The organism is Delftia sp. WY8, assembly GCF_018437695.1.
GTDB classification, from domain to species: domain Bacteria; phylum Pseudomonadota; class Gammaproteobacteria; order Burkholderiales; family Burkholderiaceae_C; genus Comamonas; species Comamonas tsuruhatensis.
On the sequence record NZ_CP049795.1, the window covers coordinates 6,557,140 to 6,571,470 of the forward strand.

The following is a 14,331-nucleotide window of genomic DNA, read 5'->3' on the forward strand; positions in this document are numbered from 1 at the left end:
TTGATTCTTTTGAGGATCAATGTTTCATGGATGAATCGTATAAATTCATCCCATAGCCAGCCCCAGCTGCCATGCCCGTATCTGACCGATGCATGTCCGCGCTTTCAAAGGAGCCAGTGATGACCCTCCATCGTCGGCAAGGCCTGACCATTGCAGCATTGGCTTTTGCCACCGCTGTCTGTGGTCCGGCATTTGCACAGGACTACCCCGCCAGGCCGATCACCGTGGTGGTCGCCTATCCCGCAGGTGGTGACACGGACGCCATGGCGCGCCTGTTCGCCGAAAAGCTCACGGTGCGTCTGCGCCAGCCCGTGGTGGTGGACAACCGGCCCGGGGCGGGCGGCACCGTGGGCAACAACCTGGTTGCGCGGGCCGTGCCCGATGGCTACACGCTGCTGTTCACGCCCAACCCCTTCACCATCGCCCCCATGGTGATGAGGCTCCCTACTGCCGCGACCTATGACCCCTTGAGAGGTTTCACCCCCGTGGTGCAGACCGCCAGCCAGGCCGTGCTGCTCGTGGCCCATCCCTCCACGGGATTCAAAAGCGTGGCCGACATGGTGGCTGCGGCCAAGGCCGGCAAGACGCTCAGCTACGCCAGTCCCGGCGCAGGCTCGCCCATGCACATAGGTGCCGAGTGGCTGAACCGCGTTGCCGGAGTGAGCATTCAGCATGTGCCCTATCGCGGCGTGGCACCGGCCGTCAACGATGTGGCAGCGGGCCATGTAGGACTGGCCTACGTCACGCTGGGGCCGGTGGCCCAGTACATCCAGGCGGGCAAGCTGCGCGCGCTGGCCGTGACCGACCCGAAGCGTTCGCCCCTGCTGCCCGATGTGCCTTCGCTGGCGGAACTGGGCTACAGGGACATCGCCGCGGGTGCCTGGAATGGCTTCTTCGCGCCCAAGGGCACGCCGACCCCCGTGGTGCAGACCTTGAACACCCATCTCAACGAGATCCTCAGGATGCCGGAGGTGGCGGCAAAGATGGCCACCTTCGGTGCCGTGCCCGTGGGCGGGTCGCCGCAGGTGCTGGCCGATGTCAACGCTGCCGACTACGAGCGCCTGGGCAAGGTGATCCGCGAACTCGGCATCACCGCTGAATGACATGAATACCTCGAATTCCACGCTGGGCCGCGAGACGGCCCAGGTCACGGCGCTGTCCAAGGTACTAGGTCGTGCCCAGTACGCGGGCGACCTCAAGCTGCCGGGCATGCTGCATGCCAAGCTGTTGCGCAGCCCCTATCCGCATGCGCGCATCGTGCGCATCGACATTGCTGCAGCGCGTGCGCTGCCCGGTGTGAAAGCCGTGCTGACCGGGGCAGATGCACCGCGCACGCCCTGGGGCGTGAGCCACAAGGAGCGGCGCATCCTGGCCGACGGCCTGGTGCGCTTTGCGGGGGAAGAGGTGGCAGCCGTGGCTGCCGCCACAGAAGAGATCGCCCGCGATGCGCTGGACCTGATCGAGGTCGAGTACGAAGAACTGCCCGCCATCCTGTCGCCCGAGGAAGCCCTGGATGAAGAAGCGCCCGGCGTTCATCCGGGCCGGGGCAACATCGCCCACGAGATCCGCTTCGAGCGCGGCGATGCAGATGCCGGATTCGCCGCAGCTGATCTGGTTCACGAAGCCACGTACACCACGCATGCGCAGTACCCGGGCTACCTGGAACCCATGGCCACCCTGGCCTCCATCGACGCCGATGGCCGCCTGTTGGTACAGACCTCCACGCAGTCGGTTTTCCTGGCGCGTGCCCGGCTGGCGGCGGCGCTGGAGCTGCCGGTGTCCGCCATCCGCGTGGTGCAGGCCACCACGGGCGGCGGCTTTGGCGGCAAGATCGTCGAGGACGACAACCAGCTCGTGGCGGGCCTGCTGGCCCTGCGCACCGGGCGGCCCGTGCGCCTGGTCAACAACCGGCTGGAGGACTTCCTGGCCTGCTGCTCCAGCGTCCCCGAGCGCATCACGCTCAAGCTGGGCATGGCGCGTGATGGCCGCATCCTCGCCAAGCAGGTGCACATCGTTGCCGAGTGCGGTGCCTATGCGGGTCTGTCGGCCGAGGTCATGCACGTCAGTGCCATGCGCAGCGACAACATGCACAGGCAGGGCAACGTCCGATCGCACGCCACCCTGGTCTATACCAACAACCCGCCGCACGGCGCGTTCCGCGGCTTTGGCGGTACGCAGATGCTGTTCGCGCTCAACAGCCACATCCACATCATGGCCGAGCAGCTGGGGCTGGATCCGGCCGAAGTCCACAAGCTCAATGCAGTGCAAGCCGGCGACGTGACAGTGCATGGCTGGAAGATCGGCAGCGCCGGCCTCAAGGAGTGCATAGACCAGGCCACCGATGCCATCGACTGGCGCGGCAAGCGCGCCCGCCCCCGCCAGGCCCTTGGCGCCCGCCGCAGGGGCGTGGGCATGGCTGCGGCCATGCATGTCAGCGGCAACCGCACCATGGGCAACTGGGACGGCTCCACCGTGGTGGTGCGCATCCATGAGGATGGCCAGGTGCTTGTGCTCAGTGGCGAGTGCGACATGGGCCAGGGCGCGGCCACCATGCTCAGCCAGATCGTCGCCCATGAACTCACGCTGCCGTTGTCGCAGGTCCGCGTGGCCGCACCCGACACGGACAGCACGCCCTTCGCCATAGGCTCGCTGGCCTCGCGCGTGACCATGGCTGCAGGCAATGCCGCCATAGGTGCCGCGCAGGCGGTCCGCAGCAAGCTGCTGGCCCTGGCCGCCGTCGTGCTGGAGGCGCAGGTCGACGACCTGGAGCTGGCCGATGGTCAGGTGCGCGTGCGCGGCACCGACCGTGCGGCAGGCATGGCCGAGCTCGCACGCCAGCACATCTGGCGCCATGGCGGCGAGGGCATACAGGTCAGCCACACCTGGGATGCCCAGACGCAGATGCACGACGCCCAGTTGCACGGCAACATCGCGCCGGCCTATTCCTTCGCGGCCCAGGCAGTGGAGGTCGAGGTCGATACGGAAACCGGCCAGGTCCGGGTGCTTGACAGCTATGTGGCCGACGACTGCGGCAAGGCGCTGAACCCCGTCGCCATCCATGGGCAGACCAACGGGGCCACCGTCCAGGCCATGGGCTGGGCCCTTTACGAGCAACTGCACCTGGAAGGCGGGCGCCTGGCCAACGGCAACTTCGCCGACTACACCATGCCAACGGCCGACGCCGTGCCCTTGCTGCGCGGCGGCTTTGTCGAGTCCAACGACCCCAACGGCCCCTATGGCGCCAAAGGGGCCAGCGAAACCGCCATCCTGCCGGGAGCGCCTGCCATCGCCAACGCCGTGTACGACGCCATCGGCGTGCGCATATGCGATCTGCCGATCACGCCCGAAAAAATCCTGGCGGCGCTGCACGCACGCGCCGAGGAGGGCCGTCATGCATGACTTCGACTTCCTGGAGCCCACCTCGGTGGCGGAGGCCAGCCGGTTGCTGGCCGAACTGGGCGAGGACTGCCGCGTGATCGCCGGCGGCACGGCCTTGATGCTGGGCATGCGCCAGCGCATGCTCGCGCCCACGCACCTGGTCTCGCTGGCTGGCATCGATGCGTTGCGCGGCCTGGACTTCGACCCGGTGCGTGGCCTGCGTATCGGCGCCCTGGTGCGCCATGCCGAACTGGCGGCCTCGCCGCTGGTGTCGCATCACTATCCTGTCCTGGCCGGCATGGCGCAGCGCATGGCCAACCCGCAGGTGCGCAATCAGGGCACGGTGGGTGGCAATCTCTGCTATGCCGACCCCTCCACCGACCCGCCCGGCTGCCTGATGGCATTGGGCGCCCAGATCGTGCTGGCCAGCGCAAGAGGCGAGCGCCTGTTGGACATCGAGGACTTCCTGGTCGACTACTACGCCACGGCGCTGGAAGGCGACGAGATCGTCAGCGAGATCCGCGTGCCGCCCATGGGGCAAGGAGACGACCGGCGCAGCGGTGTGTACACGCGCTTTCTGCGCACAGCGGCCGAACACCGGCCGCTGGCCAGCGTGGCCCTGGTGGCGCACACCGCCGGGGGCATCTGCCGCGACGCGCGTCTCGTCGTGGGCGCCTCTACGCCCATACCCGTGCGCCAGCGGCGCGCCGAGGGCTTTCTTGAAGGCCGTGCCCTCACCTGGGCCTTGGCGGCCGAGGCGGGTGACATCGTCGCGGCCGACATCACACCGGTTTCGGACCTGCGCGGCTCGGCGGATTTCCGCCGAGAAATGGTGCGCGTCAACGTGCGGCGCACCGTGGCCGAACTGTTTGGCCTGGACCTGGCACTGGAACAAGGAGAGCTGGCATGAGCCGACATCGCATCGAATGCACCGTCAACGGCGAGCCCTGCAGCGTGGACGTGCCTGCGCGCCGGCTGCTGTCGGATTTTCTGCGTGATGACCTGCACCTGACGGGCACCAAGCGCGGCTGCGAGACGGGCGTGTGCGGCGCCTGCTCGGTGCTGCTGGATGGCGAAGTGGTGAAGTCCTGCCTGCTGCTGGCCGTGCAGGTCCAGGGCCGCGCGCTCACCACCATCGAAGGCCTGGCCGACCGTATTGCTGGGGATGCGGGCGCAGACCCCTCACAACGCCTGCACCCGCTGCAGCAAAGCTTCATGCAATGCGGCGGCCTGCAGTGCGGCTACTGCACACCGGGCTTCATCATGGCCGCCTGCGATCTGCTGGGGCGCAACCCCCTTCCCGGCGCGGACGAAGTTCGCCATGGCCTCAACGGCAACCTGTGCCGTTGCACGGGCTACACCCAGATCGTGGAATCGGTCCTTGTGGCCGCGGAGAAAATGCATGGAAATTGAGAAAACCCTGACTGTTTCGGCCTCGCGAGAGCGGGTATGGGCCTTGTTGCTCGATCCCCAGGTCATGGGAGGTGCCGTGCCGGGCATGCAGTCCATCGAAGTGGTCAGCCCCACCGAATACGTGGCGGTGATGCACCAGAAGATCTCCTTCATCAGCGCCAGATTCAAGCTGCGCACACGCATCGTCGAGCAACGCGCTCCCGAGTATCTGCGCGTGGAAGGAACGGGAGAAGACACCTCGGTGGCCAGCTCGCTCAAGCAGCGCAGTGAAATCTTCCTGAGCGCCACGCCGGATGGAGGCACCGACCTGCGCATCAAGATCGACGTGGACCTGCTGGGCCGTCTGGGCGCATTCGGCCTGAGCGTGATGAAGACCAAGGCCGACCGAATATGGGAGGAGTTCGGTAACAATCTGGCCGCGCGGCTCGAAGGCGGGGGAGGGGAGCCCGCTGCGGGCAAGGCGACCGTGCAGGCGCCTGCACCTGTCGCGCCCGCGCCGGCCTCCGAGCCAGCCGGGGAAACGGTGGCGCAAGCCCGGAATTCGCCAGCACCAGCGCCAGCTTCGGAGCTCTCCTCCACGGCCCAAGACCTGCGGGGCCGTGGCTGGTGGGGACGGCTAATCGGCAGCTTGAGCGGTGAGGGCAGCGCGGGCGCTGCCGACACCATTCATGTCGAGCTGCGCCGTGGCGATACCACGGTCAGCGTCCAATGGCCGGGCGCGCGCGCCGAGCAGTGCGCGGCGTGGCTGCGCGACTGCCTGCGCTGAACGCAGACCCGGCCGAGCACATCATCCGCGCGTGATCACCGCACAGGCCAGGCGCGCCCCGGAATTGCCGGTGGGCTGCGTGGTGTAGTCGTCAGGGTCCTTGTGCACGATCAGGCCGCGGCCCACCACGCTGTTGGGACTCTGATCCAGTGCCAGGCCGCGCGAAACGAAATCTATGCTGGCCATGCCTTGCGCGTCGGACCGCAGACTGGGCAGATCCCCTGCGTGGTGGACAGCGGAATCGAAGCGGCCATGGGCGTGGCCGGTGGGGTTGAAATGGCCGCCCGCGCTCAGGCCATCAGGGCTGGAGCAATCGCCTTTCTCATGGACATGAAAGCCATGCTCGCTGTTGGGCGCCAGCCCCTGAACCGAGCCCTGAATGCGCACGCTGCCATCGGCCTGGGCAGTGAACTGCAGGCTGCCGCTGACCTTGCTGCCTTGCGTGGGCTGCAGCTGGGCCATGGCCACGTTGCGGGCGGCAGGGGCTGCGGTGACGGCTGCCGGGGTGGACGCCGCGGCTGCGGCAGGAGGCTTGGCCTGGCTGCCGCAGGCCCCAAGGGCCAGCACCATGCCGGTTGCCATCAGCAGCTTCACGGCGGTGGACGGGGTGGATGGGGAAGCGTTCAAACGCATGGTGGCAATCTCCTGGTTGATATCCGTGCTGGGAAAGTTGTGAGGCGCATTGCGCGCAGCCGCCATCTTGCAGCGTGCAATACGGTGGATATGTCGGAGAGGGCAGCGTTGTGCGCCTGCGCGCATCAGCGTATCAATCGCATCGAAGCGTCAGCGCGAGGCTTGCGCACCCGCTTCAGGCTGGCCCGCGTAGCTGAGCAGGCGCTGCAAGGCGCGGTCCCGGATGCCGAGGCGCTTGAGTTCATCGAAGGTTGCGCGCGCATAGTCATGCGTGCTGCCATAGATGCCCTTGGCCTCGCTGAAGATGCGGCGATAGTCTTCGGGCGCCAGCTCGCCCGTGTGATTGGGGCTTTGACGGGACAGCGTGAACGCCAGCGCCTGCACCGTGCCCTGGCCGGTGCGGCAGGGCAGCCAGCGGGGGTCATAGACGGCATTGGCCATCTCGCGCTGCCACAGCTTTCTCATGACGTCATGGCCGTGGTGCCGGGGAATGCGGAACACCATGCCCTGGCAACTGCCGCCGGACAGCATGCCAAAGACCAATCCAGGATTCTGGGGCGTGCCGCGGTTGATGGTGCTCCACATCTTCAATGCCCGGTGCCAGCCAAAGACACGGGCCGTGCGGCGTTCGCAGAAATCGAAATCCGGCCGCCAGATCAGCGAGCCGTAGCCAAAGATCCAGAGGTCGTCGCTTCCGCCCCATCGGTGCAGCGCCTCGTCCAGCATGGGCTGGGACTCTCGGCGGGCAAATGAGAATTCTGGCAGGGCGGACATGGGCGCTGTGGCGTGAAGGAACAATGACGTTTTAACGCCTGTCGGCCCAAACGGTGCACAAGCGCCTGCGTTGCACTTGCACGGCCGGTCTTTTGTCTCTGCGGCGCCACAGTTCGTGCCGGGTGGCATCACGGGGCTTGGGCGGTGCGCAGGGCCGTTGGCGGCGGCCCTCTACAATCGGCCGGTTTTTCGCAGTCTTTCTGGTTTCCTTCAACAGTTCATTCACGGAGAGTGCTTCATGTCCTTCAGTCAATCCGACGACGACAGCCAACAACGTTTTGCCCTGGGCTTTTTGTTTGCGCTGATTGCGCTCGTCGTCTCCACGGTCGTGGGTGTCGTGGTCTACCAGCGCGGTATTGCGCATGGTCCTGCAAAGACGACAACCGGCGCCACACCTGTGCCGGCGATGGCGCCTGTGGTCCTGGAGGAAGACGTGGCGCGTGTCGTTGTTGAAAACGGCGTGGTCAAGTTCTACTTCGCATCGGCCAAGGCCGAGCTGGCGGCTGGCGCCAATGAAGCGCTGGCCGATGTGGTGGCTGGTGTGCAGGGCGGCAAGCGCGCCGTGATCTCTGGATACCACGACGCCACCGGCAGCGCCGAACTCAACGCCGAACTGGCCAAGAAGCGCGCCCTGGCAGTCCAGGCTGCCCTGTCGGCACTGGGCGTGGCCGAGGAAAAGGTCGAACTCAAGAAGCCCGAACAACTGCAGGCCGATGGCAGCAATGCCCAGGCCCGCCGGGTGGAAGTGATCCTGGTGGATTGAACCGGATCAGCAGCGCGGCTGGCAGCAGCCGCAGCTAAGAGTGGCTAACACCACTTCGTCACAGGCCCCCGCAGAGCAGTTATGCTCGCTGCCCTCATGGCAAGACGACCCGTTAGCAAAGAACTGTGGCGACAGCTACAACCCCTGATCCCAGCCTTCGTGCCTTCTGCCAAAGGCGGTGCGCGCAAGCTCGCAGTCAGCGATGAGGCCGCCCTCAACGGCATCTTGTTCGTGCTGCAAACAGGCATTCCATGGGAAGACCTTCCCCAATCCCTGGGCTACGGCAGCGGCATGACTTGCTGGCGGCGCCTACGCGACTGGAACGCCGCTGGTGTCTGGGAGCAGCTGCACCAGGCCATGCTGACTCGCTTGCGTGAACATGACCAAATCGATTGGAGCCGGGCCAGCATTGATGGCTCCTCGGTACCAAGCCCCCGGGGGGCCAGGAAACGGGCCCAAACCCCACGGACAGAGGCAAGCTCGGCTCCAAGCGGCACATCGTCGTAGATGCCAGAGGCATCCCGCTGGTGATCTTGGTCAGCGGCGCGAACCGGCACGACTCCAAGATGTTCGAGAGGTGCGTGGACGCGATTCCTGCGATTGCTGGCCTGCCAGGACGTCCCCGTAGAAGACCGGCAAAGCTGCACGCCGACAAAGGCTACGACTTCAAGCGATGCCGAGCCCACCTGAGGCAGCGGGGCATCATTGGCCGAATTGCCAGACGAGGCATTGAGAGCAGCGAGCGGCTGGGCAAACACCGGTGGGTGGTGGAGAGGACGCACAGCTGGTTTGCAGGCTTTGGCAAGCTGCGAATCCGCTTTGAACGACGGCTGGATATCCACGAAGCGCTGCTGAAATTGGCGGCAGCGATCATCTGCGCGCGCTTCGTGGATCGGTGGTGTTAGCCAGTCTAAAAACAAAGGCCCGGAGCGATGAACGCTCCGGGCCTTTGTTTTTGGGGCTGCGTGGATCAGGAATTGCGCAGGGGATCGAACTTCTCGCCGCCAGCTGGCTGCACGCCGGCATGGGCGCGTGAGTTCTCCTGTATGAGTTCTATCTTGTAGCCGTCCGGATCCGTCACAAAGGCAATCACCGTGGTGCCGCCCTTGACGGGGCCGGCCTCGCGCGTCACGTTGCCGCCGGAAGCCTTGATCTTCTCGCAGGCGGCATAGGCATCAGGCACGCCAATGGCGATATGGCCGTAGGCCGTGCCCATGTCGTAGGACTCCGTACCCCAGTTGTAGGTCAGCTCGATCTCGGCCTGGCCAGGGTTGCCGCCCTCGAAGCCCAGGAAGGCCAGCGAGTACTTGTACTCGGGGTTCTCTGAGGTTCGCAGCAGCTGCATGCCAAGAACCTGTGTGTAGAAATCGATGGAACGCTGGAAATTGCCAACGCGCAGCATGGTGTGAAGGATTCGCATCCACGGATTGTGCCGGGATTTGGCGGTCTCTTCACGCGCTCGGCCATGGGGTGAGGTCGCTTCAGCCCCACCCCGGCATCGGTCGCGGGCTTCTGCCCGGGCGCGTGCATCCCATCCACAGACTCCCGTCTGGTCCGGATGCTTGGCCTGCAACGCATTCAACCACCGATTCAACTATCTGTTGAATTCTAGGAGTGCTCCCTAGGACTGACGCCCGAATTCGCAGCAATTGGGCCAAAAAATCAGACAAATCTTAGATTTTGAAGTGGAAAAATCAGATTAATCCAATTAAATCCTAGTGCGCCACTGCCTAGAATAGGAATGTTCTTCTTGCTAATTTTTTGAGTCATGAAAAATTTCGTCTTGCGGATACTGATTGCCGATGACCATCCGGCAGTTCTGGCAGGCATAGAAAGTGTTTTGGAGGAAAAAAATGAGATAGAGATTGTGGGTCGAGCGAAAAACTCCACGGAAATCATCAATTTTCTCAGGCAGAACGAATGCGATGTGCTGGTGACTGATTATTCAATGCCCGGCGGAACCTATGGTGACGGCCTGGTCATGCTGAATGTCATCCGGCGACGATTTCCCGGCGTCAAGATCGTGATGCTGACCATGATTGAGAATATTGGGATCATCAAGTCGCTTGCCAATCAGGGGATCTACAGGATAGTCCATAAAACAGATTCTTTGGGGAGCCTGGTGCCGGCGATCTATGCGGCATACACAGATGGTCAATTCATTTCGCCGAGCGCAAGCAAACTGCTTGGCGGCGAATGGCTCGGGGCGGTACGAACATCGATAGAACTGTCAAAGCGTGAAGAGGAAGTTCTGCTCCTTTTCATTTCTGGAATGACAGTGTCTGAAATAGCGAAAAAACTCTATCGCAGCATCAAGACGGTCAGTACGCACAAGGTGGCGGTCATGAATAAACTGGGCATCCGCAAGGACATTGACCTCATTCGCTATGGAATAGAGATGGGATGGATTGATGCCAGAAAATAGTCCCGGTCATGGCAAAAGAATGATCGTTGCCACAAACGATCCGATGGCCCCATATTGGATACAGCAATGTTGCAAACAGCAAGGAATTTTTCACGGCATTCAATGGATCAGCAATACGGATGAGCTTCTGGCGGAACTGAAGAAATCCAATGCGGATGCGGCCTTTGTGGATATGGATTTCATCGGCGAAAAGCTGATGAGGTTCCTCAATGATCTGGCACTGTCTGAAGTGGATGTTCCCATCATCCTTGTCAGCAGCTGCGAACCAAGAATATTCCATGCGGTCGCTGACTATGCCCGGAGCCTGGCACTCAACATCGTCTGTGCAATATCTCGCTCCAGAATGGCAAGAGAGGTGCCGGTCAACGGGGATTTCCTGCTGCGTATCCTGGGGCGGACCAAGACGGAGGGTCAACCCAGGACGATCTTGCCGATCCCGAGGGCAAGGTTGACGAATGCTTTGCACAGCGGCGAAATCGTTGCCCATTTTCAACCCTTGCATCATGCAGGCTCGGGCAGGATCATCGGGGCGGAAGCCTTGGCCCGGTGGCCTATTTCGGCCACGGAACTGTTGCCACCTGCTGCGTTCATGAAGGCCATCGGAGACCATGGATTGATGCATGAGCTCACTCTCCAAATGCTCCTGCAGTCCATCTCTTTCATCAAATCGGCAGCACCTTCAGGGCAGTTCATCTGCAGCATCAATGTATCCGCCTCCCTGGCGGCATCCTGGGAGTGGATGGATTCGGCATTGCGCGTAATCAGGGATGCAGGGGTCTCCCCTGAAAATATCGGTTTTGAGGTGACGGAAGATGGGGCGGATGATCTCGACAAGTCCCTGGGCGGTGTCATTGCGAATTTACGAATGAGCGGCTTTCAGTGCGCAATGGATGACTTTGGCGTGGGCGGCTCAACCCTAGGGCGCCTGCTTAGCGTTCCTTTCAACCAGATCAAGATTGACAAGGCTTTGCTGCATGCTGCAAGAAACCAGGCCCATGCAAAGAGAGTGCTGAGCAAAGCGGTGTCGCTTGCGAAAGATGTTCGGGCACAGGTGGTTGTTGAGGGAGTGGAGGACGTTGATGATCTGGGAATGATCAGGAGGATGGATGCCGATGTCGCCCAGGGATTCTTGTATTCCAGAGCACTTTCCTGCAAAGATTTTATCGACTACATGAGGCGATCATTGGCCTGAGCAATGGCTGTATATCGATGTCCAGATGGAAATCCATAAAAAAGAAATTGCAGAAAAGGAAGATCTTCTGCTTCTGGCCAGATATAACAAGAGACTGCTTTTTGGTGGGGGGCTGATCTTTTCTTTCCTTGTGATCATTGTCGCGTTATTTGCGGCATCGTTCGAGTTCAATGATTTCATGGAGGAAAGAAGGTCAATTTTTCAGAACAAGAGAACTAGAATTCTGGTGGAGATAGAAACAAAGCAGGTCATCATGATGCGTGGAATAATCGCATCAGAATTGCTTTGGGGGCAAGCGCATATATCGCAACCGGCGGGAGTTGGCAGGCCGGGCGCTATGATCACGGGTGTGAGTCCGGTGGTTTTGCTCGAGGATAAGGGCGACAAGCCTGCATGCAGGCGATACAGGGATATGCTGGAGGAGCTTGCATACCTGGCAAACTCCAGTTTTCTTCAGGATGGAAGAGCCATATCTGTATATGCCTTCAGTCCGGATGGCGGGTTCATCGGTGCTCTCCTGCCTCAGATTCCAGATGAGCCTGAGCGGGAACGGATGCTCTTGGAGCTTCAGCAACAGATTGCCGGGCTGCCGAAAGACAAAGGCGTTCCACTTCATTCCGGACAAGTGCGCCACCCCATTTGGCTTCCCCCGACCAAAAGTATTCTGACGGGTGAAATGTCGTTCCAGGTTGTTGTTTCTGCATTCCACAGGGGCAAGCCATTTCTCACCGTGGTGAGTGACATGCCTACCCAGCATATTGAGAATCTGATGCAGCAAGGTGAGGATAGAAGTTCCTTTCTGATCATGGACTCCCAGGGAAGCGTTGCCCTGGGTGTTGAACCAGAGGGCTACAGCAAAGCGGATTTCTTTGATATTGAAACATCGAAATTCCAAGGCAACCTGGTGAGTCGCTATCTTCTGTTCAAGTATGGTGCTGTATACAAGGATGGTTTTTTTCATTACTACTCGAGGATATCGAATACAAACATGATTCTGCTCCACGTGTTTTCGTGGAAGGATGCGGTTTTTCTAAAGGGAAAATCGTTCGTATATTTGATTCTTTCGTTGATATTCATTGTCTTGTTCTGGTGTTTTTTGATATATTTCTACGAAAAGGTATTTATTCCAATATATGAAAAGGCAAAGAATGTTTTCGATACCGAGCAGCTGAGTCGAACCATCATTGCCATGGCTCCTTACGGACTTGGTCTTCTTGATTTCAAGGAGAAAAAAATGCTGTTGGAAAACAGCATGATGTTCAAATACAAGGAGAGTGCAGTACTGCGTGGCCCGGTCCCTGGCGAGCTATTGATCGGCTATTTCCACAGAGTTTATGTGGAGAAATATCTTGGTGGCGGGAAAAGTGACTATGTGCCCGTGTCCAGCGAGGTGGTGATTTCCAACGATGGAACCATTGCAGAGCTCTCCATGATCATGGTGAAGGCAAAATACCAAGGTCGGAACGTGCTGTTGTGCGGGTTTGCCGATATCACGGCTCACAAGCAGGTCCAAAGAAGCCTGGAGGATGCAAAGAAGGCTGCGGAAGAGGCAAACCATGAAAAATCATCTTTTCTCGCCGTAATGAGCCACGAGATACGCACTCCACTCAATGCGATACTGGGGAATCTGGAAATACTGGGAAGAAGCATTCTGTCCATGGAGCAGAAAACACGGCTGGACATCATTTCGAATTCCTCACATTCTCTTTTGTCTCTGTTGAATGATGTCCTCGATTTCTCGAAGGTCGAGTCTGGTCAGATGAGTGTCGAGATGGCCGGATTCGATCTCAAGTCCGTGATCAGGCAGGTGGCATCCATCTATAAACCCTTGGTGACAGAGGCAAAAATTGAATTTTCCCTGACCATCGATGATTCGCTGAAGTCTGGATATCTTGGCGATGCTGAGCGCATCAAGCAAATACTCAACAATCTTCTCAGCAATGCCTTGAAGTTCACCAAGAGTGGAAAAATAGAGGTATATGCATCCGACAGATCCGGCGAGCTGAACATCAAGGTATCCGATACTGGAATAGGTATTCATCATTCGCAGCATGCGTTCATCTTCGATGCGTTCAAGCAGGCCGGCTCGGAAATCGCCACGAAGTTTGGAGGAACCGGACTTGGGCTGACGCTGTGCCAGCGGATGGCCCACCTCATGGGAGGGGAGATCCGGTTTTCAAGTGTCCTTGGAAAAGGCAGCATTTTCGAGCTGGTGCTGCCCGCATACCATGCGCAGCCCGCATCATCCGCTGTCGCTTGGGAGGATGGCGATGTCCTGCTTTCGGAGGACGAACGAGAGGATTTCTCGGCAAGGATTCTGGTGGTGGATGACCACCCTGTTAACAGAATGCTGTTGCTGGATCAGCTGAGGATCATTGGGTATGAGGCCGATTCTGCAGAAGGAGGGGAATCTGCCTTGAGCATGCTGGCACAGCTGGCCTATGACCTGGTTCTAACCGACCTGCAGATGCCCGGCATGAACGGTTATGTGCTTGCACAGCACATCCGTAAGGATTACCCCGGGATTAGAGTGGGGGCAATAACGGCAAACGCAGGCAAGCATGAAAGGGATAAATGTGCCAAATTCGGCATATCTGACATCATCGTCAAACCAGCCTCCCTGAAAAGCATCAAGGAATTCATTGATAGAAATATCGGCAAGTCCGGGGTTTGCCAAGTGGATGCATTGCCGGCAAGAACAAGCAAGATTTCTGGCTACCGTGACATTCTTGTCTCAACAACACAAGCATCCTTGATCTCCTTGAAGAAATCCTTGGAAAAAAGAGATCTCGTGGCTGTGCATAGGGAAATTCATGCCATGAAGGGGGCATTTGCAGTGGCAGGGTTCAATGACATAGTCCAGGCGCTTGATAGGATTTCTTCTCTTGTCAATGCGCGAGATTTTCGAGCGGTCGATGGGGAGCTCGTGAATTTCATGGACGTTCTGAAAGATTTGTGAGAAAGGTTGAAAGCCGGCTGGTGTCAGG

The 14,331-nt window shown here is 60.1% G+C and carries 13 protein-coding genes; 10 read left to right on the forward strand and 3 right to left on the reverse strand.

The features are described 5' to 3' along the window. Positions 1-119: 119 nt before the first annotated feature. The 5 genes from G4D77_RS30025 to G4D77_RS30045 are packed head-to-tail and all read left to right on the forward strand — an operon-like array spanning position 120 to position 5,557. Positions 120-1,103, forward strand: a complete 984-nt coding sequence (locus tag G4D77_RS30025) for a Bug family tripartite tricarboxylate transporter substrate binding protein (protein WP_154834232.1) — start codon at positions 120-122, stop codon at positions 1,101-1,103. A 1-nt stretch (position 1,104) separates the two neighbouring features. Further along, entirely contained in the window at positions 1,105-3,399 is a 2,295-nt protein-coding gene (locus tag G4D77_RS30030) for a xanthine dehydrogenase family protein molybdopterin-binding subunit (protein WP_126311409.1), read from the forward strand. Beyond that, the gene (locus G4D77_RS30035; protein WP_016447072.1) at positions 3,392-4,288 is read left to right on the forward strand and encodes an FAD binding domain-containing protein; all 897 of its coding nucleotides are present in this window, start codon (positions 3,392-3,394) and stop codon (positions 4,286-4,288) included. Before G4D77_RS30030 ends, G4D77_RS30035 begins: the two co-directional genes overlap by 8 nt. Beyond that, a complete protein-coding gene (locus G4D77_RS30040) occupies positions 4,285-4,791 on the forward strand; it encodes a (2Fe-2S)-binding protein (protein WP_046985490.1) in 507 nt (168 codons plus the stop codon). Before G4D77_RS30035 ends, G4D77_RS30040 begins: the two co-directional genes overlap by 4 nt. Continuing rightward, the gene (locus G4D77_RS30045) at positions 4,781-5,557 is read left to right on the forward strand and encodes an SRPBCC family protein (protein WP_046985491.1); all 777 of its coding nucleotides are present in this window, start codon (positions 4,781-4,783) and stop codon (positions 5,555-5,557) included. The genes G4D77_RS30040 and G4D77_RS30045 overlap by 11 nt, the downstream gene beginning before the upstream one ends. Positions 5,558-5,578: 21 nt before the next feature. On the opposite strand, the gene G4D77_RS30050 is transcribed toward G4D77_RS30045, so the two are convergent. After that, positions 5,579-6,190 (reverse strand): superoxide dismutase family protein, encoded by a 612-nt coding sequence (locus tag G4D77_RS30050; RefSeq protein ID WP_154834234.1) that lies wholly within the window; start codon positions 6,188-6,190, stop codon positions 5,579-5,581. Between the two features lie 150 nt (positions 6,191-6,340). Next, positions 6,341-6,964, reverse strand: a complete 624-nt coding sequence (locus tag G4D77_RS30055) for a gamma-glutamylcyclotransferase (protein ID WP_034348165.1) — start codon at positions 6,962-6,964, stop codon at positions 6,341-6,343. A 238-nt stretch (positions 6,965-7,202) separates the two neighbouring features. Here G4D77_RS30055 and G4D77_RS30060 point away from each other — a divergent pair, with 238 nt between their 5' ends. Next, entirely contained in the window at positions 7,203-7,727 is a 525-nt protein-coding gene (locus tag G4D77_RS30060; RefSeq protein ID WP_016447067.1) for an OmpA family protein, read from the forward strand. Positions 7,728-7,823: 96 nt separating this feature from the next. Then, a protein-coding gene (locus G4D77_RS30065; protein WP_085930546.1) for an IS5 family transposase occupies positions 7,824-8,632 on the forward strand; the annotation gives its coding sequence in 2 pieces (ribosomal slippage) (positions 7,824-8,154 and positions 8,154-8,632; 810 coding nt in all). A 65-nt stretch (positions 8,633-8,697) separates the two neighbouring features. On the opposite strand, the gene gloA is transcribed toward G4D77_RS30065, so the two are convergent. Continuing rightward, positions 8,698-9,147, reverse strand: coding sequence for a lactoylglutathione lyase (gene gloA / locus G4D77_RS30070; RefSeq protein WP_026062330.1), 450 nt, complete (start codon positions 9,145-9,147; stop codon positions 8,698-8,700). Between the two features lie 348 nt (positions 9,148-9,495). On the opposite strand from gloA, the gene G4D77_RS30075 reads away from it, so the two are divergent. From G4D77_RS30075 to G4D77_RS30085, 3 genes are read left to right on the forward strand one after another with little or no spacing between them, the layout of a single operon-like run. Next, positions 9,496-10,152 carry a response regulator gene (locus G4D77_RS30075; RefSeq protein ID WP_016447065.1) on the forward strand — a complete coding sequence of 219 codons (657 nt, stop codon included), beginning with the start codon at positions 9,496-9,498 and terminating at the stop codon, positions 10,150-10,152. 19 nt (positions 10,153-10,171) lie between these two features. After that, the gene (locus G4D77_RS30080; protein ID WP_047217038.1) at positions 10,172-11,344 is read left to right on the forward strand and encodes an EAL domain-containing protein; all 1,173 of its coding nucleotides are present in this window, start codon (positions 10,172-10,174) and stop codon (positions 11,342-11,344) included. A 25-nt stretch (positions 11,345-11,369) separates the two neighbouring features. Further along, positions 11,370-14,303, forward strand: coding sequence for a hybrid sensor histidine kinase/response regulator (locus G4D77_RS30085; protein WP_034400259.1), 2,934 nt, complete (start codon positions 11,370-11,372; stop codon positions 14,301-14,303). The last annotated feature ends 28 nt before the right edge of the window (positions 14,304-14,331 follow it).